This window comes from Shewanella sp. LZH-2, from assembly GCF_016859145.1.
In the GTDB taxonomy this organism is placed as follows: Bacteria; Pseudomonadota; Gammaproteobacteria; order Enterobacterales; family Shewanellaceae; genus Shewanella; species Shewanella xiamenensis.
In genome coordinates, this window is record NZ_CP069350.1 from 3465633 (window position 1) to 3489010 (window position 23378).

Consider the following 23378-nt stretch of genomic DNA (forward strand, 5'->3'; position numbering starts at 1 on the left):
TCCCCCTCTCGTTTACAGAATCACAATCGGCTACAATCCGCCGCCGGCGACTTGCTGGTACTTCCAAAGGAAATATCATCTTGGGTACAACTCTGCTCAAAAAAATGCGTTGCCTTAACATTATTTGGCTCGCATTAATGCTAAACGCCTGTGTTGCTCCACTGCTGTTAATGTCACCTCAAGGCCAACTGATGTGGGCACTGCTAAAACCCCTCGTAGGATTAAATCCTAATGATGTCGGGCTATTCGAACAGCCTCTCATTAAAGATCGTATGAAGTCGCTACTCGGTGATAACTATGAGACCACAGTATCTCTGTTAAAAACTGCCGACAAAATTCAACAGGAAGGCCCCTTATTTTATATGGTGTCGACTTATACTCCCGTGCCTGAAATGGCCGAAAAAGCCGGATTTGTATGGAATTCAGAAACCAACCAAATGGCAGTGATGTTATTAACGGGTGGCTCGCCAAAAATTATCTCTGAGCAGTTTACCAATCAAGCAGAGAAACTCGTTCCAAGCTGGCCAAAAGAACTGGCTGACTATACGGATCCGCAAAAACTGCAGCAAAAGGCCATAGAAGCTGGCACGGAAAAACTGCAAGAACAAATCCCAGCAGCTGCGCCCCTAAAAGCGGTTGCCACAGGCGATGTAAAAGCTACACAGGAAACGGTGCTTGAAAAAGCGGTGAACGAAGTCGCAGCTCCCACAGCAGTTAAAGAAGTAAAACCCGTACAATAACCACTACTCAACGCTCGGCGAGCTTTTTAGTCGCATTTCACTTTTATCGGTGTTAGCCACAGTGTTTATTGAACACTGTGGCTTTTATTTCTATAAACACCTATCTAAGCCAATTAAGCGCATCTTAGCCATTAGTCATTCTCATATCGCCAAAACACTCAGCAATGCCATAACACACTAACAATGGAGAAGTAGATTGAAAAATAGCGAAGTAACCAGAGGATGATTCGACAAGCATATACAAAAGACAGAAAGCAAAAAGCCCGTCGTAGGACGGGCTTTTTAACTATGGCTGGGGTACTAGGATTCGAACCTAGGTATGCCGGGATCAAAACCCGGTGCCTTACCGCTTGGCGATACCCCAATTAACTTGTTTCACTTTGATGGTACGGGAAGAGAGACTTGAACTCTCACACCTCGCGGCACCAGAACCTAAATCTGGCGTGTCTACCAATTTCACCATTCCCGCATCAAAATGTACCAGATTCACTCATACAAGCATCTCTGGATTTTTACCAGATAAACCAATTGATTTACGTGGATTTAAATATGGTAGCAATGGCGGGACTTGAACCTGCGACCCCAGCATTATGAGTGCTGTGCTCTAACCAGCTGAGCTACATTGCCATGGCTGGGGTACTAGGATTCGAACCTAGGTATGCCGGGATCAAAACCCGGTGCCTTACCGCTTGGCGATACCCCAAAAACTGAGAAACATGAAATGATGGCTGGGGTACTAGGATTCGAACCTAGGTATGCCGGGATCAAAACCCGGTGCCTTACCGCTTGGCGATACCCCAACTAAAACTTGTTTCATCACCCGCTAACGCAGATGTTTAAAATAATGGTACGGGAAGAGAGACTTGAACTCTCACACCTTGCGGCACCAGAACCTAAATCTGGCGTGTCTACCAATTTCACCATTCCCGCACAGTTTCAATTTTACATCCTGAAGCGATGCTAGCAAAAGCTAGTATAACGAAATGGTAGCAATGGCGGGACTTGAACCTGCGACCCCAGCATTATGAGTGCTGTGCTCTAACCAGCTGAGCTACATTGCCACTTCGTTATTGCGCGCCCCTCGTAGCGAGGAACGGGGCGTATTATGCTTATTCGAGGTATCGAGGTCAACAGCTTTTTTTCGCTATTTTCCTTGATACAAACCGTTCGGCTATTACTTCACCAAACTGAGCAACAGATGCACTAAATCAGCCTCTGTTGCCCGTATTTTGCCTAACTTTCTACAGCTTAGCCCAATAATGACTAACTTATACGTTAAACAGGAAGTGCATCACATCGCCATCTTGAACGATATAAGTCTTGCCTTCTACACGTAATTTACCCGCTTCTTTGGCGCCAGCTTCACCTTTATAGGCAATAAAGTCGTCAAATGCCACCACTTGTGCACGGATAAACCCACGTTCGAAGTCGGTATGAATAACGCCCGCCGCCTGTGGTGCAGTCGCGCCTACAGAAACGGTCCAAGCACGCACTTCTTTTACGCCCGCAGTGAAGTAAGTTTGCAGGTTCAATAACTGGTAACCCGCACGGATTACGCGATCCAACCCAGGCTCTTCTAACCCAAGGTCTGCCATAAACTCATCGCGTTCTTCAACATCCATTTCAGCCAATTCTGATTCAATTGCAGCGCACACTGAAACCACAATGGCGTTTTCTTTTTCAGCAATGGCACGCACTGCATCTAAGTGTGGGTTATTGTCAAACCCATCTTCAGCCACGTTGGCAATGTACATGGTTGGCTTTAAGGTTAAGAAATTTAAGTAAGCAACAGCTTCTAATTCTTCCTTAGAAAGATCCATCGAGCGCAGCATTTTGGCTTCATCGAGCACTGGACGCATTTTCTCAAGGACTTCAACCTCAAACTTAGCGTCTTTATCGCCACCCTTAGCACGTTTTTGCTGACGAATAACGGCGCTCTCTAAGCTATCTAAGTCGGCAAGCGCCAACTCGGTATTGATCACTTCGATGTCGCGAGCAGGATCCACTTTGTTTGCAACGTGAACGATGTTGTCATCGTCAAAACAACGTACCACATGACCAATAGCATCGGTTTCACGGATGTTAGCAAGGAACTTGTTCCCTAAACCTTCACCTTTAGAAGCACCTGCAACTAGGCCTGCGATATCCACGAACTCCATGGTGGTTGGCAGTATACGTTGAGGATTAACAATTGCCGCCAGCGCATCTAAACGAGGATCCGGCACAGGCACTACACCAGTGTTTGGCTCAATGGTACAAAACGGGAAGTTTGCCGCTTCGATGCCAGCCTTAGTTAACGCATTAAAAAGCGTTGATTTACCTACGTTAGGAAGACCAACAATGCCGCATTTAAAACCCATATTCTTACCTTTCTCTCGATGATTGGCTGGCAAGTCACACTCACCAGCAAGTTTTAGTCGCACTGCCCCTTGGCAGCACATTGATAAATCGTCTTGACGTTTGAATAGCGACCTATAACAAAGCGCCTACCCAAACATTACTCCGCTTTAAAGGAGTGTAATCGAGTCATGGCTTTCACCATGTCCTCTTTAAATAAAATTTCAGTTGAGCGCACGGCTTCGTCTACGGCAGCATTGATCAGCTCTTGCTCTTTCGCGGGAGCCTTACCCAATACGTAGCCACTGACTTTATTTTTATCGCCGGGATGACCAATCCCAATCCGTAAACGATAGAAGTTTTTATCATTCGCTAATTTGGCAATAATGTCTTTTAAGCCGTTATGACCACCATGGCCGCCACCGAGTTTAAATTTAGCCACGCCAGGTGGCATATCCAGCTCATCGTGGGCCACCAGAATTTCTTCAGGTGTAATACGAAAGAAATTAGCTAAAGCACCTACGGCTTTACCACTTAAGTTCATATACGTAGTCGGTATGAGTAAACGCACATCTTTACCGTGTAATACGGCTCTGGCTGTCAAGCCAAAATACTTGCTATCGGCGACTAAGCTCACACCACAAATACGGGCTAATTCTTCCACATACCAAGCACCCGCATTATGGCGAGTCTGGGCATATTCAGTACCCGGATTGGCAAGCCCTACGATTAATTTAATTTCGCTCATGACACTCACTAATGGCACTCAATACTGCGTTAATTGGTCGATGGCAAAGCACACAGGTCGACCATATTGAGCTAATAATGCCGCTTATACTCGTTAAAAACGCGGCATTTTAGCACTCAATGCGTAAGTCAACAAATACCGAGTAAGCAAGTGCTCACAACGAGGAACTAATTGAGCCCCATCGCATACTTAAGTACAGTTTGTTTGATGGGAGAATTGATATTGGCCAATTTTAATGCGCCATTGCGAAGTAATTTAAGCGGCAAAATATCATTACTAAAGCTAGCGTAAAACACATCCATAGTGGTCATCATCAGCTGATTATCAAGGTAACGTTTTGCTTGATATTGGCTTAATACCTCGGTTGACCACCATGGTTTATCCTCAGTTAATGCCGTCTTGATGGCTGTCAATAAAGCTCCAACATCTTTAAATCCAAGGTTAACCCCTTGACCAGCAAGCGGATTAATGGTGTGCGCTGCATCCCCTAAAATCACCACATTTGGCTTAAAATAAGCCTGAGCATGCCGGCGCGTGAGCGCAAAGCTGCCCTTGGCCTCAACCGTAAAATCACTGTCTAAACGAGATGGAAAATGCTGGCGAATTTGGTCGGCCAACTGTTTATTATTCAGTTGCATTAACTGTTTGATGCGATTGGCATCATCATACCAAACTAACGAGGCATGATTACCGGGTAAAGGTAACAAGGAACGTGGGCCGCTAGGTGTAAATTGCTGCCAAGTCACATCTTGTTGACCTTGGGCGGTTTGGATATTAATCAGCATGGCCGATTGAGCATAGTCCCAACCCGAAATCCCAATGCCCGCCCATTGGCGTACTTGAGAATTCGCACCGTCAGCGCCAACCAACAGCTTAGCCTCAAGTGAATAACCGGATTGTAAGTGCACGCTTACCGTATCAACGCCACGCGCAAAGTGGGCAACGCGCTCAGGGCAAAAGAGTTGAATATTTTCCCATTGCTGCATTTGCTCCCACAGGGCGAGCTGCACTAAACGGTTTTCAACGATATGGCCTAAATGGCTAGCGCCGATTTGTGAGCTATGGAATTGGGTAATACAGCCATCAAGCTCCCAAGTCTCTAAGCCAAGATAAGGCACATTACGCATCTTAAGTAAGCTGTCTAATGCGCCTAACTGCTCAAGTAAATGTTCAGAGGCAACGCTTATTGCCGAAACCCTCACATCTAATGCCTGCTCTGGAGAATAAGCCTCGGGCGTAAAGGACTCAACTACAGCAACGTTAAGTCCTTGCTGTGCAAGACCAATCGCCGTTGCCGCGCCCACCATGCCGCTACCGACTAAAACCACATCAAAGGATTGAGTCTCTGATGTTATCGGTGCAGATTGCTGTGTTTGGCTCATTGTTCGGCTCATCTTAATTACCACTCATATTGTTGTTTAGACTTGTCAAATGCACCTTGTCACACCATCGCCATTCGCAACAGCTGCGCTATAAATAATGCATTGGCTGCCACACCAACCATGTAAACGTTACCGTCAGTTACCGCAACAGGCTCGATTATGCCCTATATCACTACACCACGGAAATGTTGAACGTATTTCGACTCTAAATCCGTGAAGACATTGGCATTTGCTCCAGCAATAGCTTGTTGCCAATGGCAAATGCTGCACTAAGTCACCAAGAATAAATCACCTAAAACCCATCAATAGCGATAAACCTAGCTTCTTTGTGGGTATCATAATCCGATAGGATTAGCGAGTAAAAATGTGGACAACGCTGGTCAGCAGCCACAACTGCGGGTAAAATGTCGCGCTATTTTGACTGGGCGGTCTGTTGGTCTTTTTACAAGGCAACGACGGCTCGGGACTCTTTTTACAGGGCAGCGTAGGGCAACACAACTGATGAGCAAAAAACTCCATATTAAAACTTGGGGCTGTCAAATGAATGAGTACGACTCATCTAAGATGGCGGATCTTTTAGGCGAATACCAAGGTTACACCTTAACTGAAGAAGCAGAAGAAGCAGATATTCTGCTGCTGAACACTTGTTCTATCCGTGAAAAAGCACAGGAAAAAGTGTTCCATCAGTTAGGTCGTTGGAAAACACTCAAAGATAAAAATCCTGACCTGATTATTGGTGTGGGTGGCTGTGTTGCATCTCAAGAAGGTAAAGCGATTAAAGACCGAGCTCATTGTGTTGACATCATCTTTGGCCCACAGACGCTTCACCGTCTACCGGAGATGATCGAACAAGTACGCCGCGGCGATAAAGCAGTGATCGATGTGAGTTTTCCTGAGATCGAAAAATTTGACCGTCTTCCCGAACCACGCGCCGAAGGCCCAACGGCGTTTGTGTCAATTATGGAAGGTTGTAGCAAATACTGTTCATTCTGCGTGGTACCTTATACCCGTGGTGAAGAAGTCAGCCGCCCATCGGACGACATCATTCTTGAAATTGCCCAACTGGCAGAACAAGGTGTGCGCGAAGTTAACCTGCTCGGTCAAAACGTCAATGCCTACCGTGGCGCAACCCACGATGGCGGGATCTGTACCTTTGCCGAGCTATTACGCTATGTTGCCGCTATCGACGGCATCGACCGTATTCGCTTCACCACCAGTCACCCGATTGAATTTACCCAGGATATCATCGACGTTTACGAAGATACGCCTGAATTAGTGAGTTTCTTGCACTTACCCGTGCAGTCAGGTTCTGACCGCATTCTCACCGCAATGAAGCGTGGCCATATGGCGATTGAGTACAAGTCAATCATCCGCCGTCTGCGTAAAGCCCGCCCTGATATCCAAATCAGCTCCGACTTTATTATTGGTTTCCCTGGTGAAACGAAAGAAGACTTCGCCGATACCATGAAGCTGATTGAAGATGTAGGTTTTGACCACAGCTTTAGCTTTATCTACAGTGCGCGCCCAGGCACGCCAGCGGCAGATTTACCCGATGACGTTGATATGGAAGAGAAAAAGCAACGTCTGGCGATTCTACAAGACCGTATCACTCAACAGGCCATGCGTTACAGCCGCCATATGATGGGTACAGTGCAACGCATTCTGGTTGAAGGCCCCTCGGTGAAAAACCCGATGGAACTGCGCGGTCGCACCGAAAACAACCGTGTGGTGAACTTTGAAGGCTTACCAAAACACATTGGTACCTTTGTGGATGTCGAGATTGTCGACGTTTACACTAACTCGCTACGCGGTAAATTTATCCGCGGTGAAGATGAAATGGATCTGCGCCGTAACCTGCGCCCATCGGATATTCTGGCGAAGCATAAGCAAGATGATGATCTCGGTGTCACTCAATTTAAACCTTAAGGGTTTAAATCTTGGGTGAGTGTACCTATATAAAGAGGGCGACAATGTCGCCCTCTTATTTTATGGCCTTAACAACTGCTGTAATTGATGATTTTCCGTTAGCAATTATGATAGATGGCTCGTAAACTGAAATTATCTTCTGATAAGAGGCAGCGATAGCAAACTGACATCGCACTTGACTTTCACTCAGCACTTTGCTTGGTATTTGATAATTTGCTTGTTATTTGACAATAGGAGCACTGTTTGTCCAGTAAATTAACCACAATGAATTTGTATCTCGAACCAGCAGAAACCCGCCGTTTGGCTTCACTGTGCGGTCCCTTCGATGACAATATCAAACAGATTGAGCGTCGCGTTGGCGTTGAGATAGTCCGTAAGAACAACCATTTCCAAATTACCGGATTACCACGTCACTGTTTAAGTGCCAATAACTTACTTAAGCAGCTCTATATTGAAACTCAAACGGTCAAGGGCAGCACGCCGGATCTCGACCCTGAACAAGTGCATTTGGCAATTCAAGAAGCCATTGCCCTAGAGCAGGACGACAGCGGTGACGATAAAGCCTTATTTATCAAAACCCGCCGTGGCGTGATAAAACCGCGCAACCCCAACCAAAGCACCTATGTGGCCAACATTGTGCGCCATGATATTACCTTTGGTATTGGGCCTGCGGGAACGGGTAAAACCTACTTAGCGGTGGCCGCCGCGGTTGATGCACTAGAGCGTCAAGAAGTGCGCCGTATTCTGCTCACCCGCCCCGCGGTTGAAGCGGGGGAAAAACTCGGCTTCTTACCGGGCGATTTAAGCCAGAAGGTCGACCCCTATCTGCGCCCGCTCTATGATGCCTTGTTTGAAATGCTCGGCTTTGAAAAGGTCGAGCGCTTAATCGAGAAAAACGTTATCGAAGTAGCGCCTTTGGCCTACATGCGCGGCCGCACCTTAAACGATGCCTTTATTATTCTCGATGAGAGCCAAAACACCACGGTTGAGCAGATGAAAATGTTCTTAACCCGTATTGGCTTTAACTCACGCGCGGTGATCACGGGTGACATCACCCAAACCGACTTACCCAAACATGTTAAGTCAGGTCTGCGCCACGCCATTGAAGTATTAAGCCAAGTGGAAGAGATCAGCTTCAACTTCTTCGTGTCTCAAGACGTTGTGCGTCATCCTGTGGTTGCTCGCATTGTCGAAGCCTATGAGGCTTTTGATCGTAAAGAGCAGGCATTAAAGGCCGAAAAAGAGCGCCGCGACAATCAACAAGCGCACCCACAAACGCAACAGGAAGTTATAAAGCATGAGTCTTGATTTAGCCTTAGATGTGCAATACGCCACGGCGAGTGACTATCTTCCTAGTGAAGAACAATTTGCCCTCTGGGTAAAAACCGCCATTGGTAATAGCATGGAACAGGCGGAGCTGACGATCCGTATCGTCGATGCCCGTGAAAGCCAAATGCTAAACAGCACTTACAGAGGGAAAGACAAGCCCACTAATGTGTTGTCGTTTCCCTTTGAAGCACCGCCAGAAATTGAACTTCCGCTGCTTGGAGATCTTGTCATTTGTGCCGCAGTCGTTGAAAATGAAGCGCGTGAACAAGATAAAACTCTAGAAGCCCATTGGGCACACATGGTTGTACATGGTTGCCTGCATCTGCTAGGTTATGATCACATTGAAGACGAAGAAGCCGAAGAGATGGAGTCTTTAGAGACTCAACTCATTGAAAGCTTAGGTTTTACTGACCCATATAAGGAACAATAATTAACTGAGATACTCTCTATCAAGGTTAATGAGAAAACTATGAGTGACGATATCCCCCCGAGTACGAACGCCCAAAAGAAAAGCTGGTTTGACAGAGTAAGTCAGTTATTTCAGGGCGAACCTCAAAATCGCGAAGACTTAGTTGATGTAATTGATGGCGCAGAACAGCGCGAACTGATATCAGAAGACACCCGCGAAATGATTAAAGGTGTATTGGAAGTTTCCGATATGCGTGTTCGGGACATTATGATCCCACGAGCTCAAATTGTCGCGATTCAAATCGACAATACCGTTGAAGAGTTGCTCGCAACTGTTATCGGTTCAGGCCATTCTCGCTTCCCAGTGGTTAACGAAGACAAAGACCATATCGAAGGCATTTTACTGGCTAAAGATTTGATCCCTTATGGTTTCTCAAACAGTGAAGAACCCTTTTCCCTTGAGCGCGTGATCCGCCCAGCGGTTGTTGTGCCAGAGAGTAAACGCGTCGATGTGTTACTCAAAGAATTCCGCTCCCAGCGTTACCATATGGCGATTGTCGTCGATGAATACGGTGGCGTATCCGGTCTGGTAACTATTGAAGATATTCTCGAAGAAATCGTCGGTGAGATTGAAGATGAATTCGATCACGATAGCCCTGAAGACACCGAAATCCGCAAAGTCGGCAATACTGTCTATATGGTGAAGGCGCTTACGCCTATCGAAGATTTTAACGAAGAATTCAACACCCATTTCAGCGATGAAGAGTTTGATACCGTTGGTGGCTTGGTGTCCCATGCCTTTGGCCACTTGCCGGAGCGCAATGAGAGCATCATGATCGAAGGTATTGAATTTAAAGTTATCAACGCCGATACCCGACGTTTAATCCAACTCAGAGTAAAACTCCCCGATCCCAATATCGGTGAAGACGTAGAATAACCCTCTGCGTAAGAATAACTCTCCTTGTAAGAAGAATGATCCGTGCTAACTAACATTCGGGCTTTTGCCCAACAAAAGTCTCGATTGAGTGCGTTACGCCTCGTACTGGCGTTTATTTTAGGCGCCAGTACAGCGCTTTCCTTTGCCCCGTATTCCTTCTGGATCATCTATCCTATCGCCATGGCGTTAGCCCTTTGGCAGAGTGAATCCTTAAGCCCTAAAGCAAGCTTTTTCCATTGGTTAAGCTTTGGTTTTGGCTGTTTTGCCGTTGGGATCAGTTGGGTGCATGTCAGTATGGACACCTTCGGTGGCCTCCCCTTAGCCGCTTCAGTAGGGCTAATGGCGCTGTTAGCACTCTATTTAGCCCTCTATCCAGCCTTAACGGGTCTGGGTTTAGCGTGGTTGACTCGCACTAATACTCCCTCGCTATGGCGTAACCTGCTCTTCTTCCCCGCGCTTTGGGTCTTAACCGAATGGGCCAGAGGCTGGGTGATGACAGGGTTTCCCTGGATCTGGGCCGGCTATTCCCAAACTGAAGGCCCATTAAAGGAACTCGCGAGTATTATTGGCGCCTTAGGATTAAGTTTCATTATCGCCATGGTTGCGGGCGCATTGGCCTTGTGTTTTAGCAAGCGCTACAAAAGTCTGTTGATTTTACTGCCCATCATCGCAGCCGCTACTTGGGTCGCGCCTAAGCTTTCACAAATTAAGCCGACAGGCGAGTCGGTCAAGGTCGCGCTTGTGCAAGGCAATATTCCGCAAAGTATGAAATGGGAACCCGATGCACTCTGGCCAACCCTGTTGAAATACATGGATTTGTCCCGTGAACACTTTGATGCTGACATTATCGTCTGGCCAGAAGCAGCGATCCCAGCGCCTGACTACCAAGTGCAAGACTTTTTGGATAATGCCAATAAAGTGGCCAACCTTAACCACACCTCCATCATTACCGGGATTATTAGTCGTCAACATGACGATTTTTATAATTCACTGATTGTATTAGGTAACCATAATCTGAAACAGCAAGATAGCCCAGATTATGAAAGCGATGGCAGCAACCAGTTTAAAAAGCATCATCTGTTGCCAATTGGTGAATTTGTGCCCTTTCAAGCCTTACTGCGGCCGATTGCGCCTTTCTTTAATCTGCCCATGTCCTCTTTTGCGCGTGGCGATTATCAACAACCGAACTTGAGCGCGGTAGGCCATAAAATTGCGCCGGCAATTTGTTATGAAATAGCCTTCCCTGAACAATTGCGTGACAGCGTTAATCTCGGGACGGATCTGCTGTTAACCGTCTCCAACGATGCCTGGTTTGGCACCTCAAATGGTCCATTACAACATATGGAAATTGCTCAAATGCGCGCCATTGAGTTAGGTCGTCCTCTGGTACGCGCCACCAATAATGGTGTAACCGCCGTTGTCGATGAGCATGGCAAAATCACAGCTTCTCTGCCGCAATTTGAAACTGGTGTATTGCGAGCCACAATTCCACTGGTTACAGGCCAAACTTGGTTTGCTAAAATCGGCCAAACACCACTGTTAGCCTTATGTGGAGCTCTGCTGTTACTCGGTTTTATCCGTCGTCAAAAGCAGCAACAGAATTTGAAATGATTAATCAGAAACGCACTCAAGGTTTTACCTTAATCGAACTCGTGGTCGTTATCATAGTGCTCGGGATTTTAGCGGTTATCGCCGCGCCGAAATTTATCGGCCTGAGCAAAGAGGCGCGGGAAAAAAGTCTGCTGCAACTCCATGCCAGTGTAAAAGCCGCAAATACCTTAGCCTATTCCAAGACCCAAATGCCCAGCTTACAGAGTCAAGCCGTCGCAGGCCGTGATGATATTATTGACATCGACCTCAATGGTGATGGTGTGGCAGAAACCCGCCTAAAGTGGGGTTATCTGGACAATACCGATATCGAAAAATGGATAGAGAAAGATGATAAACTCGTCATTCAATATCAAGGTATTGATATTACATATATTGGCTACGACTTGGATGCTAATACCTTAGTCAACGATGACCAATGTTATTTCCGCTATACCCAAGCAGCCGATGCCAACACACCACCGCTTTACGATATCAATGTCCAAGGCTGTTGATGGCTAATAAAAAACGACGCTAAGCGTCGTTTTTTATTTCTGGCGCATCCACAAGGCTAAGGTGTTAAAGCCTCACGGGTAAACTCTTCATGGTCACACTCGGGGCAATCGGGGATCACGCCCGGAAACTCAATACTCATTTCATGGCCGCAGTTAGTGCACACCATCACCCCTTGGCTAACAATATCACCACTCTGGTAATAGCCGTGGTGTTTAAAGTCTTGAGCCAGTTCATGCCATTCCACTTGGCTGCGGTCGGTGATTTCACTTAACCAATGCCAAAGGGTGTTTTCTAGAGTGATCACCGTTGGGCTGTGGCTTAAGCTGTCGGCATTTTGCTCACGCAAAAAGCTGGCGATATCACGCTTTAAGAATTGCTCAACTAACGCGAGCTCATCTTCCCCCGCTTGTTCTTTGAGGCGTAAGAACTCCTTCCCTTGAGTGACAGACTTAAATAAATTCTTTGCAGTCAGCGAGTTATCTTCCGCAAATTGCGCTTTCACTTCGTTAATTAAGGCTTGATACAGTCCTAGTAGCGCACTACTTCTATCATTCATAACCAATACTCCTTCATAGAACCTTTTTAATGCATCGCTTCTAGTTTATTCTATGCAGATCTTATTCGCGTCGATATGGCGTTAGATCAAATAAATAGGCGGCACTGCCGGAAATAGCGTGATGCAAGAGCAATATAATCCCTCAGAAATTGAAGCCTTAGTGCAAAAGCACTGGCACGACAACAAAACCTTTGAAGTTACTGAAGATGCAAACAAAGAAAAGTTTTATTGCCTTTCGATGTTTCCGTACCCTTCAGGTCGACTCCACATGGGACACGTTCGCAACTATACCATAGGCGATGTGGTTGCCCGCTTCCAGCGTCTTCAAGGCAAAAACGTGCTACAACCTATCGGTTGGGACTCTTTCGGTTTGCCTGCAGAAAACGCCGCAATCAACAACAAAACGGCACCAGCACCATGGACTTATCAAAATATTGAGTACATGAAAAACCAGCTAAAATTGCTGGGTTTTGGCTATGACTGGAGCCGTGAAATCGCCACTTGTACCCCAGAATATTACCGCTGGGAACAATGGTTCTTCACTAAACTGTACGAAAAAGGCTTAGTTTACAAGAAAACAGCTTCTGTTAACTGGTGCCCTAATGATGAAACCGTACTGGCAAACGAGCAGGTACAAGACGGTTGCTGCTGGCGTTGTGATACCCCTGTAGAACAAAAAGAAATTCCACAGTGGTTCATTAAGATCACCGCCTACGCCGAAGAACTATTAAACGATATCGACACCTTAGACGGTTGGCCTGAGCAAGTTAAGACCATGCAGCGCAACTGGATTGGTCGCAGCGAAGGCGTGGAAATGACCTTTGGTGTAGCGGGTAGTGACAAGTCATTCGACATCTACACAACCCGCCCCGATACCCTGATGGGTGTCACCTATGTAGCGATTGCTGCGGGTCACCCATTAGCAGAATTAGCGGCGCAAACTAACCCTGAGCTGGCTGCCTTTATCGATGAGTGCAAAAACAGCACCACGTCAGAAGCCGATTTAGCCACCATGGAAAAACGTGGCGTCGCGACAGGTCTATACGCGATTCACCCCATCACTGGCAAGCAAGTACCCATTTGGGCGGCTAACTTCGTACTAATGAACTATGGCACCGGCGCTGTGATGTCAGTTCCAGGCCACGACCAACGCGATTACGAATTTGCGAAAAAGTACAATCTGCCAATCGAAGCGGTTATCAAACCTGTTGACGGGGAGTTAGACATCAGCGAAGCGGCTTACACCGAAAAAGGCGTGCTGTTTAACTCTGGCGAGTTCGACGGTTTAGACTTTGACGGCGCCTTCAATGCCATCGCCGACAAATTAGTGGCTGAAGGTAAAGGCAAACGCCAAGTAAACTACCGTCTGCGTGACTGGGGTGTATCACGTCAACGTTACTGGGGCGCACCAATTCCTATGGTGACCTTAGCCGACGGTACTGTTATTCCAACACCTGAAGATCAACTGCCGGTGATCCTGCCAGAAGATGTGGTGATGGACGGGATCCAAAGCCCAATCAAGGCCGATAAAGAATGGGCGAAAACCCAAGTTAACGGCCAAGACGCGCTGCGCGAAACCGATACCTTTGATACCTTTATGGAATCTTCATGGTATTACGCCCGTTATTGCAGCCCACAGGCTGATCAAATGTTAGATCCAACCAAGGCTAACTACTGGTTGCCAGTGGATCAGTACATTGGTGGTATCGAACACGCCTGTATGCACTTGTTATATTTCCGCTTCTTCCACAAGTTGCTGCGTGATGCGGGTCTAGTAAACACTAACGAGCCAGCAAAACAACTGCTGACCCAAGGCATGGTTCTGGCCGATGCCTACTACTACACCAACGATAAAGGTGCCCGTGTATGGGTGTCTCCGCTGGATGTAGTCACTACCGAAAAAGACGACAAGGGCCGAGTGACTAAAGCTATCGATAAAGACGGCAACGAACTGGTTTACACCGGTATGTGCAAAATGTCTAAGTCGAAAAACAACGGTATCGACCCACAGGTAATGGTCGAAAAATACGGTGCCGACACTGTGCGTCTGTTTATGATGTTCGCATCACCACCAGAATTAACGCTGGAATGGCAAGAGTCTGGCGTTGAAGGCGCGCACCGCTTTATCAAACGTCTGTGGAAACTGGCCAGCGATTATGTGGCGCAGGACAACAGCGAAGCACTAGACGTCAGCAAATTAACAAGCGAGCAAAAAGCACTGCGCCGTGAAGTGCACAAGACTATCGCTAAGGTGACCGATGATATCGGCCGTCGTCAGATGTTCAATACTGCGGTTGCCGCCGTGATGGAACTGATGAACCACCTGCAAAAAGCGCCGCAAACCACAGGCCAAGACCGAGCCATCATCGGCGAAGCCTTAACTGCGGTAGTGCGTTTACTATACCCCATCATCCCACACGTGAGCTTCACCCTGTGGAATGAGCTGGGCAACACCAACAGTATCGAAGACAGCCAATGGCCTGTTGTGGATGAATCTGCTCTGGTTGAAGACAGTAAACTCATCGTGGTGCAAGTGAACGGTAAAGTGCGCGCTAAAATCACAGTCGCGGCCGATGCTGACCAAGCGTCTGTTGAAGCACTGGGTATGGCGGACGAGCAAGTCATCAAGTACTTAGATGGCGTTACGGTTCGTAAAGTGATCTATGTACCCGGTAAACTGCTCAGCATCGTTGCCAACTAACATCGTTGATGTGATAAACAGATGCTGTCCACACGACAAACAGGAAACCGCGAAAACTTATGCTAATTAAACGCTTAGCTTTCGCAATCATGGCGCTGGTCATTATGACCAGCGCAGGTTGCGGTTTTAAGCTTCAACGTAGCTACCAAATCCCCGAGCAGCTCAATCAACTCAGTTTGAGCAGCTCGGATGAATACAGTGAACTCACCCGTTTGGTGCGTGAGCGGTTACGTTTGAACAACGTCAAGATTGTCGATGCCGCCAATGATGTGCCAGTGTTAAGGCTTATCACCGACTCCTTAGAGCGTTCGACCCTGTCGCTTTACCCTACGGGCAATGTGGCCGAGTATGAGCTTATCTATTTCGTCGAGTTTGCTGTGGCCTTGCCGGGCAAAGAGGCACAGCCTTTCAAGATTGAAATTCGCCGCGATTACTTAGACGATCCTCGCACCGCACTGGCGAAAAGCCGTGAGATGGAACTGTTAGTCAAAGAAATGCGTATTCAAGCGGCCGATAGGATTTTGCAATCCCTGGCTAGCACAGAGGTGAATTAATGCAGGGTCCAAATTAATGTGGCACTGCAATAAAATGTGGAGAGTGGTTTAAATGCGTGTTTATCCTGATCAACTCTCCCGCCATCTCAATCCGCTTCACGCTTGTTACCTGATTTTTGGTGATGATCCTTGGTTGCTCGAAACCTCCAAGGATCAGATCCGCCAAGCCGCCAAACGCCAAGGGTTTGAAGAGCGCGTTCAGTTAATTCAAGAAACAGGTTTTAACTGGGGTGACTTGACCCAGGAATGGCAGTCCATGAGCCTGTTTTCTAGCCGGCGCATCATTGAGCTAACTCTCCCCAACGCAAAACCCGGTGCAGATGGTTCGGCGGCGCTACAAGCGTTACTGCAAACGCCGAATCCCGATGTGTTGCTGATCCTTGAAGGCCCAAAACTCGCCAGCGAGCAGACCAATAGCAAGTGGTTCAAAACCTTAGATAGCTTAGGAATTTATTTACCCTGCACTACGCCAGAGGGCGACCAATTCAGACGTTGGCTCGACTCACGCATTACGCACTTTAAGCTGAATTTACAACCCGATGCGCGCGCTATGTTGTACACACTCTACGAAGGGAATTTACTCGCCGCCGATCAGGCCATGCAGTTGCTACAACTGTTAAGCCCAAGCCAGCCTATCGGTGCCGACGAATTAAGCCATTACTTTGAAGATCAATCCCGCTTTACCGTGTTTCAGCTCACCGATGCACTGCTGAATAATCGCCAAGACAGTGCTCAGCATATGCTTGCCCAACTCAACGGTGAGGGTACGGCCATGCCCATTTTACTCTGGGCCTTGTTTAAAGAGCTGCAGTTGCTGCTCAGCCTCAAGAGTGAACAGGCGCAAGGCGTGCCTTTAAATAGTCTCTTTGGTAAATATCGAATTTGGGATAAGCGTAAACCGCTGTACCAAACCGCGTTGCAGCGCTTAAGCCTCACCCAAATCGAACATATGCTTGCCTTCGCGTCCAAGCTGGAATTGAACTTAAAGCAATTAGGCCATGAAGATTGGACAGGGCTCAGCCACCTGTGCTTATTATTCGACCCCAAGGCCCACGGCCATTTGGCCCATATCAGCTTAGATTAAGGCACTGACTGGATGCGTATCGGTATTTTAGGTGGCACCTTTGACCCCATACATTACGGCCATATTCGCCCCGCGATGGAAGTCAAAGCCAGTCTCAAGCTGGATAAAATCCTGCTGATGCCCAACCATATTCCGCCACACAAAAACACTACCCACTCTACCACAGCGCAGCGGCTCGAAATGGTCGCGCAGGTATGTGAGGCATTAACAGGTTTCGAGCTATGTGATATCGAAGCTAAACGCGACAGCCCATCCTATACCGTTGTCACCCTTAAGCAGTTAACTCGACTTTATCCCAATGACGAACTGTTTTTTATTATGGGGATGGATTCGTTTATTCACCTGCAAAGCTGGCACCAATGGCAGCAATTGTTTGAATTAGCCAATATCGTAGTATGTCAGCGCCCGGGCTGGCATTTAGCCGAAGGGCACCCGATGCTACATGAGTTAAACGTACGCCACGCGTCGCTTGAAGCGTTAAGTCACTCAAATGAACCACAACATGGGCGCATCTTTACCGTTGATATCAGCCCACAGGATATTTCGTCCACCCAAATTCGCTCACAACTGGCCATGGGAGAAATTCCACAGGACGCCCTCCTGCCCGTCACTTTAAATTACATTCAAAAACAACGGCTTTATTTTTCTTAGGCCGAAAATCAAGCGCTAATAGTACAAACTCAGCAGCTAAGATCGCTAAGAGAATGTATTCCCCCGCTTAAGACTGATATACTAGCGCGCTATTTAAAATGAATGAGGTACATCAGCGTGCAGAGCGCCGAATTAAAACAGTTTGTTGTCGATAAAATCGACGATTTAAAAGCCCGTGACGTCGTGGTTATCGATGTCAGCAACCAATCTAACATCACCGACTACATGGTGATTTGTTCTGGTACATCTAAAACTCACGTTAAAGCGATCGCCGAAAATCTCGTGATCGAAGCGAAAGCCGCAGGCATTCCACCTATCGGTATCGAAGGCCGCGACAGCAGCGAATGGGTATTGGTGGATATGGGCAACGTGATCCTGCATGTTATGCAAGATCAAACCCGTGATTTCTACCAGCTTGAAAAACTCTGGTCAGAAAAGCAAGCCTAATGAAGTTGCAACTTATCGCAGTGGGGACACGGATGCCCGATTGGGTTACCCGCGGTTTTGAAGAGTATCAACGCCGCTTTCCTCGGGATATGGCGCTGGAACTTATCGAAATCCCTGCTGGTAAACGCGGAAAAAATGCTGACATCGCACGCATCCTGCAAAAGGAAGGCGAGCAAATGTTAGCGGCGATTCCTAAGGGCAATCACATTGTTACCTTAGATCTTCCCGGCAAAAACTGGACTACGCCAGAATTAGCGACAGCCATGAATAAATGGCAACTCGATGGTCGTGATGTGAGCTTACTGGTCGGCGGCCCCGAAGGCTTAGCGCCCGCCTGTAAGGAAGCCGCCCATCAGAGTTGGTGCCTGTCGGCATTGACCCTGCCCCATCCTCTGGTGCGGATTGTGGTTGCCGAAAGCTTATACCGCGCGTGGAGCGTGAACACTAATCACCCTTATCACAGAGAATAGCGGGATCTTGATGTTAACGAGTGTCAACCACCCGGATGGGATCAGCTGGAGATAGCCTAAGTGTCGCCAAAAAAGCGGATAACCATGCACGACCACGCCGCCGAGGCGTCACTGTTTAAGCGTCGTGCGCTGTTCACTTTTGTTTGTGTTGTCGCCCTCCTTAGTGTGTTGGTGACCAATCTTTATCATCTTCAGGTTGAATCCTATAAAGATTATGAAACGCGCTCTAATGATAACCGCATTCGTGTCGTGCCTATCGCCCCAAGCCGTGGCTTGATTTACGACAGAAACGGCGTGTTACTCGCCGAGAACCAACCCTTTTATTCTCTCGACTTAGTGCCGGAGAAAATTGCCAATATGTCCGAGACCTTGGACGAATTAGGCAAGTTAATCGAAATCACTCCCGATGAGCGTGAAACCTTTACCGAAGCGCTAAAGTTTCACCGCCGCTTTAAGCCCTTAACCCTTAAAAATCAGTTGACCGAAGAACAGGTCGCCATTTTTAGTGTTAACCAACATCGCTTTCCTGGGATTTCCGTTGAGGCGGGTTTAAAGCGTAACTACCCCTATGCGAGCCAGCTCACCCATGTGCTGGGCTATGTAGGTAAAATCAACACTCGAGATCGCGCTCAATTGGAGCGTAACGATCAGTGGAAAAACTATGCAGCCACCAAGGATATTGGTAAGCAAGGCATTGAAAAATATTATGAATCACTCCTTCACGGTACACCAGGTCATCTCGAAGAAGAAGTAAACAACCGCGGCCGAACTATCCGTACGCTTAAAATTGTACCGCCGGAGCCGGGGCAAGATATTTACTTAACTCTCGATTTACAATTACAGCAAAAAGCCGTGGAACTACTCCAAGGCCATAAAGGCTCAATCGTCGCTATCGATCCAAGGGATGGCGGGATTTTAGCTTTAGTGTCGAGCCCAAGTTACGATCCCAACCAGTTCGTGCAAGGGATTAACAGCAAGGATTACAGTGATTTATTGAACGACAAATCACGTCCGCTGATTAACCGCGCCACCCAAGGCCAATATGCGCCAGCATCAACGATTAAACCCATTATTGCCTTACTGGGACTTGATGAAAAAGCCGTGACCGAACACACCCGTATTTGGGACCCTGGTTTTTGGCAAATCCCAGGGGTTGAGCGTAAATATCGCGACTGGAAACGCTGGGGCCATGGCTGGGTTAACGTCTATAGTGCTATCGTGGAATCCTGCGATACCTATTTCTATGAATTAGCTTATAAAATCGGTGTTGATCCCATCGCCCGTTTTATGGAGCAATTCGGCTTTGGCCAAAATACTGGTGTCGATATTTTTGAAGAGTCGGCGGGTAATATGCCGTCGAAAGAATGGAAGCGCTTAAAATACAATCAAGCTTGGTACATAGGAGACACCATTTCAGTCGGTATCGGCCAAGGTTACTGGACCGCAACCCCGTTACAACTGGCCAATGCTACCGCTATTCTCGCCAATAAGGGCCGCCGTTTTCCGCCGCACTTATTAAGATCGATTAAAGATAATACGGCCAAAATTGACTCGCCGATTAACGAGTTACCACCGATTGAGCTTAAAAATCCGCGCAACTGGAATATCATTAACGAAGCCATGCGCCAAACCGCCCATAAGTCTCGCTTCACCGACGCAAGCTATACCGCGGCGATGAAAACCGGTACGGCGCAGGTGATTGGCGTGGCCGAAAACACGAAATACGATGCTAATAAGATTGCAGAGCATTTCCGCGATAACGCACTCGTCGTCGCCTACGCGCCCTTTGAAGATCCGAAAATCGTGCTGGCTGTGGTAATGGAAAACGCCGGCTGGGGTGGCGCAAACGCTGGCCCCGTCGCTCGCGCTATGCTCGATGAATATATGCTCAGAGACACTTGGAAACCAACGCCATGAGTGCCCATCAACGTCAAAATATCTGGCAACGATTACATATCGACCTGCCCCTGTTGCTCGGCCTATTGGCTGTAATGGGCTTTGGCCTATTTGTTATCTATTCCGCCAGTGGTGAAGATCTTGGCATGATGGAACGCCAACTGTTTAGGATGTTTTTATCCCTAGGCATCATGTTTACCATGGCGCAAATTAATCCTGAGGCGCTAAAACGCTGGGCATTACCCATTTACCTCGCAGGCATTGTGTTACTGCTTGGGGTGCATTTTTTTGGGGAGATTAACAAAGGGGCACAACGCTGGTTGAACCTAGGCTTTATGGAGTTTCAACCATCTGAACTGATTAAGCTCGCCTTCCCCATAACTATGGCTTGGTATATCAGTAAATTCCCACTACCGCCCAAAAAACGCTATCTAGCGGGCGCAGGTGTCATTCTACTGATACCCACATTATTAATTGCTAAACAACCCGATCTCGGCACTTCTATTTTAGTTGCGGCATCAGGTATTTTCGTACTGTTTTTATCGGGTATGAGCTGGGTGATTGTGGGCGGTTTTATTGCCGCCGTGTTGGCATTTTTGCCTATTCTCTGGTACTTCCTAATGCACGATTACCAAAGAACCCGCGTCTTGACCCTACTCGATCCAGAACAAGATCCCCTCGGTGCGGGTTACCACATTATCCAATCGAAAATTGCTATTGGCTCAGGTGGCCTCTGGGGTAAAGGTTGGCTCGATGGCACTCAATCCCAATTAGAATTTATCCCCGAACGTCACACCGACTTTATCTTTGCGGTGATCGGTGAAGAATTTGGTCTGATAGGTAGCATTATCCTGCTCCTGATGTATCTCTACATCATCGGACGCGGCTTAGTCATTGCCTCTCGGGCGCAAACCAGCTTTGCCAGACTCCTTGCCGGCAGTATCACATTGACTTTCTTCGTTTATGTTTTTGTGAATATTGGTATGGTTTCAGGTATCCTGCCTGTGGTGGGTGTACCTTTACCCCTTGTCAGTTATGGTGGCACATCAATGCTGACATTGATGACAGGGTTTGGCATTCTTATGAGCATTCATACCCATAGACGTTTTGTAGATAGATAATTTTTAGGGACTTCTTAATGCCGATTCTTCGAGCTTGTTTGGCTCCACTGGCAATGCTTTGCCTCAGTTCATACCTTATTGGTTGTTCAACCGCTAACGAGTCCGCGACAACACAGCCAAGTGCCGCCGTGACCACACAGGCTCCCACACCGGTATTAACCGAGGCACCAGTATTACCTGAGGCCTTAAAGGCTGAGTTTATCAAAACCCAAATGGCACAAGGCTTTACCCAAGCCGAAGTCGAAAATTTCTTGGCCAAAGCCAACTACAACCAAGCCGTTATCGATGCGATTTCGCGTCCTTGGGAAGCGAAACCTTGGCATCAGTATTATCCGATTTTCTTAACCGAAAAACGCCTCAACGCAGGTCTGGCCTTCTGGAAAAAACACGAGGCGACGATTGCCAAAGCCGCCACTAAGTACCAAGTCGAACCACAAATTATTGTGGCTATTATTGGTATCGAAACTTTCTATGGCCAGTACACGGGTAATTATCCGGTTATCGACGCACTCTATACCTTAGGATTTTATTACGAGCCAAGAGCCACCTTCTTCCGCAAGGAATTTGGTGAATTAATGAGGCTGGTAAAAGAAGAACACTTAGATATCAATAACCTCAAAGGCTCCTACGCTGGCGCCATGGGCTTTGGTCAGTTTATTCCTTCAAGTTACCGCCACTATGCTGTGGATTTTGATGGCAGCGGCAACCGTGATTTACTCCAGAGTCCAGAGGACGCCATTGGCAGTGTTGCCAATTACTTCCATGAACATGGCTGGCAATTGCATGCCCCCGTTGCTTTACCCTTAGTGAATAGCAGTGCCAATGCACCTAAAGCCAAAGTGTGGGCAGGCGAGAAGTTACAATACAAGGTCTCTGATATTCTCTCCCCGAGCTTATCGCTAGTCAACGCCCGCGATTTAGATGCCTCGCAAAAAGCCATGCTTATCGAGCTAGAACAAGTGGGAAGTAAAGATTACTGGTTAGGGCTCAATAACTTTTATGTAATCACCCGTTATAATCGTAGCCCCTTGTATTCCATGGCTGTTTATCAATTTAGCCAACAACTGAAGCAACAACATGACGCTAAAAAATAATCTTTTATCGCTTTTGATGCTCGGCTGCTGTTTTGCGCTCGCGGCCTGCTCCAGTTCTAACTCTGGCTCAGCCAGCGTGAAGAATAAGAATATGGATCCCAATAAGGGCCGCTACGCGCTTAAAAACGATAAGATGCCCCTTAATCCACCCAATGTAGATCATGTACCGAATGCGACCCCCAAATATGAACCCTATAGCCGCCGCGGTAACAAACCCTATACGGTTTATGGTGAGTCCTATACGGTATTAGACTCGGGGGAAGGCTTTTCCGAAATGGGTCGCGCCTCATGGTACGGCGAAAAATTCCACGGTTATGAGACATCCAATGGTGAACCCTACGATATGTTCGGCATGTCTGGAGCCCATAAGACCCTCCCCCTACCAAGCTACGCTCGCGTCACTAACTTAGATAACAATAAGCAGGTGATTATTCGTATTAATGATCGCGGTCCGTTCCACTCTGACCGGATTTTAGACTTATCCTATGCCGCCGCCTATAAGCTTGGTATGCTAGGCACAGGTACGGCACGCATAAAACTGGATGTCATCTATATTGGCAATAAAACCGCAACCCAATCGGCAATAGCCAATATTCAATCCTCAGGAAACCACTATATACAGTTAGTGGCTTCGAAGGATAAACAGCGACTCCATAAAATAGCGAAGGATCTGGAGAAGAAATATCAGGTCAAGACTCGTGTACAACCGGCAAACAATATGTTTAGACTACAGCTCGGTCCGATTGGTCAAACGGAGCTTGCCGACCGATTACTCATTAAAGTGAAACAAGATGGCTATCCCGAAGGCTATATGGTTTTGGAATAGTGAACACTCACATTATGGAGTCAATTTAGCTTAAAAATACCGCAGATGAAGGAACCTTCACTGAAAAC

21 protein-coding genes and 7 tRNA genes are annotated in these 23378 nt (G+C 47.4%); 17 read left to right on the top strand and 11 right to left on the bottom strand.

Annotation, left to right across the window (positions count from 1 at the left end):
* Window positions 1-104 precede the first annotated feature (104 nt).
* Window positions 105-740 (top strand): hypothetical protein, encoded by a 636-nt coding sequence (locus JM642_RS15265; protein ID WP_047540206.1) that lies wholly within the window; start codon window positions 105-107, stop codon window positions 738-740.
* 289 nt (window positions 741-1029) lie between these two features.
* Here JM642_RS15265 and JM642_RS15270 read toward each other — a convergent pair.
* From JM642_RS15270 to JM642_RS15315, 10 genes are all read right to left on the bottom strand, one after another.
* Window positions 1030-1104, bottom strand: a tRNA-Gln gene (locus JM642_RS15270).
* Between the two features lie 20 nt (window positions 1105-1124).
* Window positions 1125-1209: transfer RNA gene (locus tag JM642_RS15275), tRNA-Leu, on the bottom strand.
* 81 nt (window positions 1210-1290) lie between these two features.
* A tRNA-Met gene (locus tag JM642_RS15280) sits at window positions 1291-1367 on the bottom strand.
* A gap of 1 nt (window position 1368) precedes the next feature.
* Window positions 1369-1443, bottom strand: a tRNA-Gln gene (locus tag JM642_RS15285).
* Window positions 1444-1465: 22 nt separating this feature from the next.
* Window positions 1466-1540 (bottom strand) — tRNA-Gln (locus JM642_RS15290).
* 45 nt (window positions 1541-1585) lie between these two features.
* Window positions 1586-1670: transfer RNA gene (locus tag JM642_RS15295), tRNA-Leu, on the bottom strand.
* A 54-nt stretch (window positions 1671-1724) separates the two neighbouring features.
* Window positions 1725-1801: transfer RNA gene (locus tag JM642_RS15300), tRNA-Met, on the bottom strand.
* Between the two features lie 207 nt (window positions 1802-2008).
* Complete coding sequence (gene ychF, locus JM642_RS15305) at window positions 2009-3100, bottom strand: redox-regulated ATPase YchF (RefSeq protein ID WP_203432096.1); 1092 nt, start codon at window positions 3098-3100, stop codon at window positions 2009-2011.
* A 137-nt stretch (window positions 3101-3237) separates the two neighbouring features.
* Complete coding sequence (gene pth / locus JM642_RS15310) at window positions 3238-3825, bottom strand: aminoacyl-tRNA hydrolase (RefSeq protein WP_037431406.1); 588 nt, start codon at window positions 3823-3825, stop codon at window positions 3238-3240.
* Window positions 3826-3992: 167 nt separating this feature from the next.
* Window positions 3993-5207, bottom strand: a complete 1215-nt coding sequence (locus JM642_RS15315) for an FAD-dependent monooxygenase (RefSeq protein ID WP_055648091.1) — start codon at window positions 5205-5207, stop codon at window positions 3993-3995.
* Window positions 5208-5708: 501 nt separating this feature from the next.
* On the opposite strand from JM642_RS15315, the gene miaB reads away from it, so the two are divergent.
* The 6 genes from miaB to JM642_RS15345 all read left to right on the top strand — a co-directional run bounded on the left by miaB (window position 5709) and on the right by JM642_RS15345 (window position 11909).
* Window positions 5709-7133: a tRNA (N6-isopentenyl adenosine(37)-C2)-methylthiotransferase MiaB gene (gene miaB / locus JM642_RS15320; RefSeq protein ID WP_055648090.1), complete on the top strand. Its 1425-nt coding sequence runs from the start codon at window positions 5709-5711 to the stop codon at window positions 7131-7133.
* A gap of 243 nt (window positions 7134-7376) precedes the next feature.
* On the top strand, window positions 7377-8441 hold the full coding sequence (locus JM642_RS15325; protein ID WP_055648089.1) for a PhoH family protein: 1065 nt from the start codon (window positions 7377-7379) through the stop codon (window positions 8439-8441).
* Window positions 8431-8892, top strand: coding sequence for an rRNA maturation RNase YbeY (ybeY, locus tag JM642_RS15330; protein ID WP_023268295.1), 462 nt, complete (start codon window positions 8431-8433; stop codon window positions 8890-8892). Before JM642_RS15325 ends, ybeY begins: the two co-directional genes overlap by 11 nt.
* 39 nt (window positions 8893-8931) lie before the next feature.
* A complete protein-coding gene (gene corC, locus JM642_RS15335) occupies window positions 8932-9807 on the top strand; it encodes a CNNM family magnesium/cobalt transport protein CorC (protein ID WP_055648088.1) in 876 nt (291 codons plus the stop codon).
* A 42-nt stretch (window positions 9808-9849) separates the two neighbouring features.
* Window positions 9850-11418: an apolipoprotein N-acyltransferase gene (lnt, locus tag JM642_RS15340; RefSeq protein WP_099456848.1), complete on the top strand. Its 1569-nt coding sequence runs from the start codon at window positions 9850-9852 to the stop codon at window positions 11416-11418.
* Window positions 11415-11909, top strand: a complete 495-nt coding sequence (locus JM642_RS15345) for a prepilin-type N-terminal cleavage/methylation domain-containing protein (protein ID WP_037431688.1) — start codon at window positions 11415-11417, stop codon at window positions 11907-11909. The genes lnt and JM642_RS15345 overlap by 4 nt, the downstream gene beginning before the upstream one ends.
* 56 nt (window positions 11910-11965) lie before the next feature.
* On the opposite strand, the gene JM642_RS15350 is transcribed toward JM642_RS15345, so the two are convergent.
* Entirely contained in the window at window positions 11966-12466 is a 501-nt protein-coding gene (locus JM642_RS15350) for a zinc ribbon-containing protein (RefSeq protein WP_023268299.1), read from the bottom strand.
* A gap of 121 nt (window positions 12467-12587) precedes the next feature.
* Between JM642_RS15350 and leuS the strand changes: the two genes are divergently transcribed.
* From leuS to JM642_RS15400, 10 genes are all read left to right on the top strand, one after another.
* Window positions 12588-15167, top strand: coding sequence for a leucine--tRNA ligase (gene leuS, locus JM642_RS15355; protein WP_037415179.1), 2580 nt, complete (start codon window positions 12588-12590; stop codon window positions 15165-15167).
* A gap of 59 nt (window positions 15168-15226) precedes the next feature.
* Window positions 15227-15721 (top strand): LPS assembly lipoprotein LptE, encoded by a 495-nt coding sequence (gene lptE / locus JM642_RS15360; protein WP_037415176.1) that lies wholly within the window; start codon window positions 15227-15229, stop codon window positions 15719-15721.
* Window positions 15722-15773: 52 nt separating this feature from the next.
* Window positions 15774-16805 carry a DNA polymerase III subunit delta gene (gene holA, locus JM642_RS15365; protein WP_099456849.1) on the top strand — a complete coding sequence of 344 codons (1032 nt, stop codon included), beginning with the start codon at window positions 15774-15776 and terminating at the stop codon, window positions 16803-16805.
* Between the two features lie 12 nt (window positions 16806-16817).
* Window positions 16818-17456, top strand: a complete 639-nt coding sequence (gene nadD, locus JM642_RS15370) for a nicotinate-nucleotide adenylyltransferase (RefSeq protein WP_047536934.1) — start codon at window positions 16818-16820, stop codon at window positions 17454-17456.
* A gap of 117 nt (window positions 17457-17573) precedes the next feature.
* Window positions 17574-17903 carry a ribosome silencing factor gene (gene rsfS, locus JM642_RS15375; RefSeq protein ID WP_011071401.1) on the top strand — a complete coding sequence of 110 codons (330 nt, stop codon included), beginning with the start codon at window positions 17574-17576 and terminating at the stop codon, window positions 17901-17903.
* Window positions 17903-18373, top strand: a complete 471-nt coding sequence (rlmH, locus tag JM642_RS15380; protein WP_037415165.1) for a 23S rRNA (pseudouridine(1915)-N(3))-methyltransferase RlmH — start codon at window positions 17903-17905, stop codon at window positions 18371-18373. The genes rsfS and rlmH overlap by 1 nt, the downstream gene beginning before the upstream one ends.
* Before the next feature lie 60 nt (window positions 18374-18433).
* Window positions 18434-20290, top strand: coding sequence for a penicillin-binding protein 2 (mrdA, locus tag JM642_RS15385; RefSeq protein WP_172587448.1), 1857 nt, complete (start codon window positions 18434-18436; stop codon window positions 20288-20290).
* Window positions 20287-21390, top strand: coding sequence for a rod shape-determining protein RodA (gene rodA / locus JM642_RS15390; protein ID WP_037415160.1), 1104 nt, complete (start codon window positions 20287-20289; stop codon window positions 21388-21390). Before mrdA ends, rodA begins: the two co-directional genes overlap by 4 nt.
* Before the next feature lie 17 nt (window positions 21391-21407).
* Window positions 21408-22484: a lytic murein transglycosylase B gene (gene mltB / locus JM642_RS15395; RefSeq protein WP_055648082.1), complete on the top strand. Its 1077-nt coding sequence runs from the start codon at window positions 21408-21410 to the stop codon at window positions 22482-22484.
* On the top strand, window positions 22468-23310 hold the full coding sequence (locus JM642_RS15400; protein WP_037415153.1) for a septal ring lytic transglycosylase RlpA family protein: 843 nt from the start codon (window positions 22468-22470) through the stop codon (window positions 23308-23310). Before mltB ends, JM642_RS15400 begins: the two co-directional genes overlap by 17 nt.
* Window positions 23311-23378 lie beyond the last annotated feature (68 nt).

Excerpts from the sequence above, each read along its gene's own strand:
- nadD (WP_047536934.1), top strand. The coding sequence starts at position 16,818 with ATGCGTATCGGTATTTTAGGTGGCACCTTTGACCCCATACATTACGGC.
- rodA (WP_037415160.1), top strand. The coding sequence starts at position 20,287 with ATGAGTGCCCATCAACGTCAAAATATCTGGCAACGATTACATATCGAC.
- miaB (WP_055648090.1), top strand. The coding sequence starts at position 5,709 with ATGAGCAAAAAACTCCATATTAAAACTTGGGGCTGTCAAATGAATGAG.
- JM642_RS15345 (WP_037431688.1), top strand. The coding sequence starts at position 11,415 with ATGATTAATCAGAAACGCACTCAAGGTTTTACCTTAATCGAACTCGTG.
- corC (WP_055648088.1), top strand. The coding sequence starts at position 8,932 with ATGAGTGACGATATCCCCCCGAGTACGAACGCCCAAAAGAAAAGCTGG.
- JM642_RS15265 (WP_047540206.1), top strand. The coding sequence starts at position 105 with ATGCGTTGCCTTAACATTATTTGGCTCGCATTAATGCTAAACGCCTGT.
- JM642_RS15315 (WP_055648091.1), bottom strand. The coding sequence starts at position 5,207 with ATGAGCCAAACACAGCAATCTGCACCGATAACATCAGAGACTCAATCC.
- pth (WP_037431406.1), bottom strand. The coding sequence starts at position 3,825 with ATGAGCGAAATTAAATTAATCGTAGGGCTTGCCAATCCGGGTACTGAA.
- mltB (WP_055648082.1), top strand. The coding sequence starts at position 21,408 with ATGCCGATTCTTCGAGCTTGTTTGGCTCCACTGGCAATGCTTTGCCTC.
- ychF (WP_203432096.1), bottom strand. The coding sequence starts at position 3,100 with ATGGGTTTTAAATGCGGCATTGTTGGTCTTCCTAACGTAGGTAAATCA.
- JM642_RS15400 (WP_037415153.1), top strand. The coding sequence starts at position 22,468 with ATGACGCTAAAAAATAATCTTTTATCGCTTTTGATGCTCGGCTGCTGT.
- holA (WP_099456849.1), top strand. The coding sequence starts at position 15,774 with ATGCGTGTTTATCCTGATCAACTCTCCCGCCATCTCAATCCGCTTCAC.
- ybeY (WP_023268295.1), top strand. The coding sequence starts at position 8,431 with ATGAGTCTTGATTTAGCCTTAGATGTGCAATACGCCACGGCGAGTGAC.
- JM642_RS15350 (WP_023268299.1), bottom strand. The coding sequence starts at position 12,466 with ATGAATGATAGAAGTAGTGCGCTACTAGGACTGTATCAAGCCTTAATT.
- lptE (WP_037415176.1), top strand. The coding sequence starts at position 15,227 with ATGCTAATTAAACGCTTAGCTTTCGCAATCATGGCGCTGGTCATTATG.
- leuS (WP_037415179.1), top strand. The coding sequence starts at position 12,588 with ATGCAAGAGCAATATAATCCCTCAGAAATTGAAGCCTTAGTGCAAAAG.
- rlmH (WP_037415165.1), top strand. The coding sequence starts at position 17,903 with ATGAAGTTGCAACTTATCGCAGTGGGGACACGGATGCCCGATTGGGTT.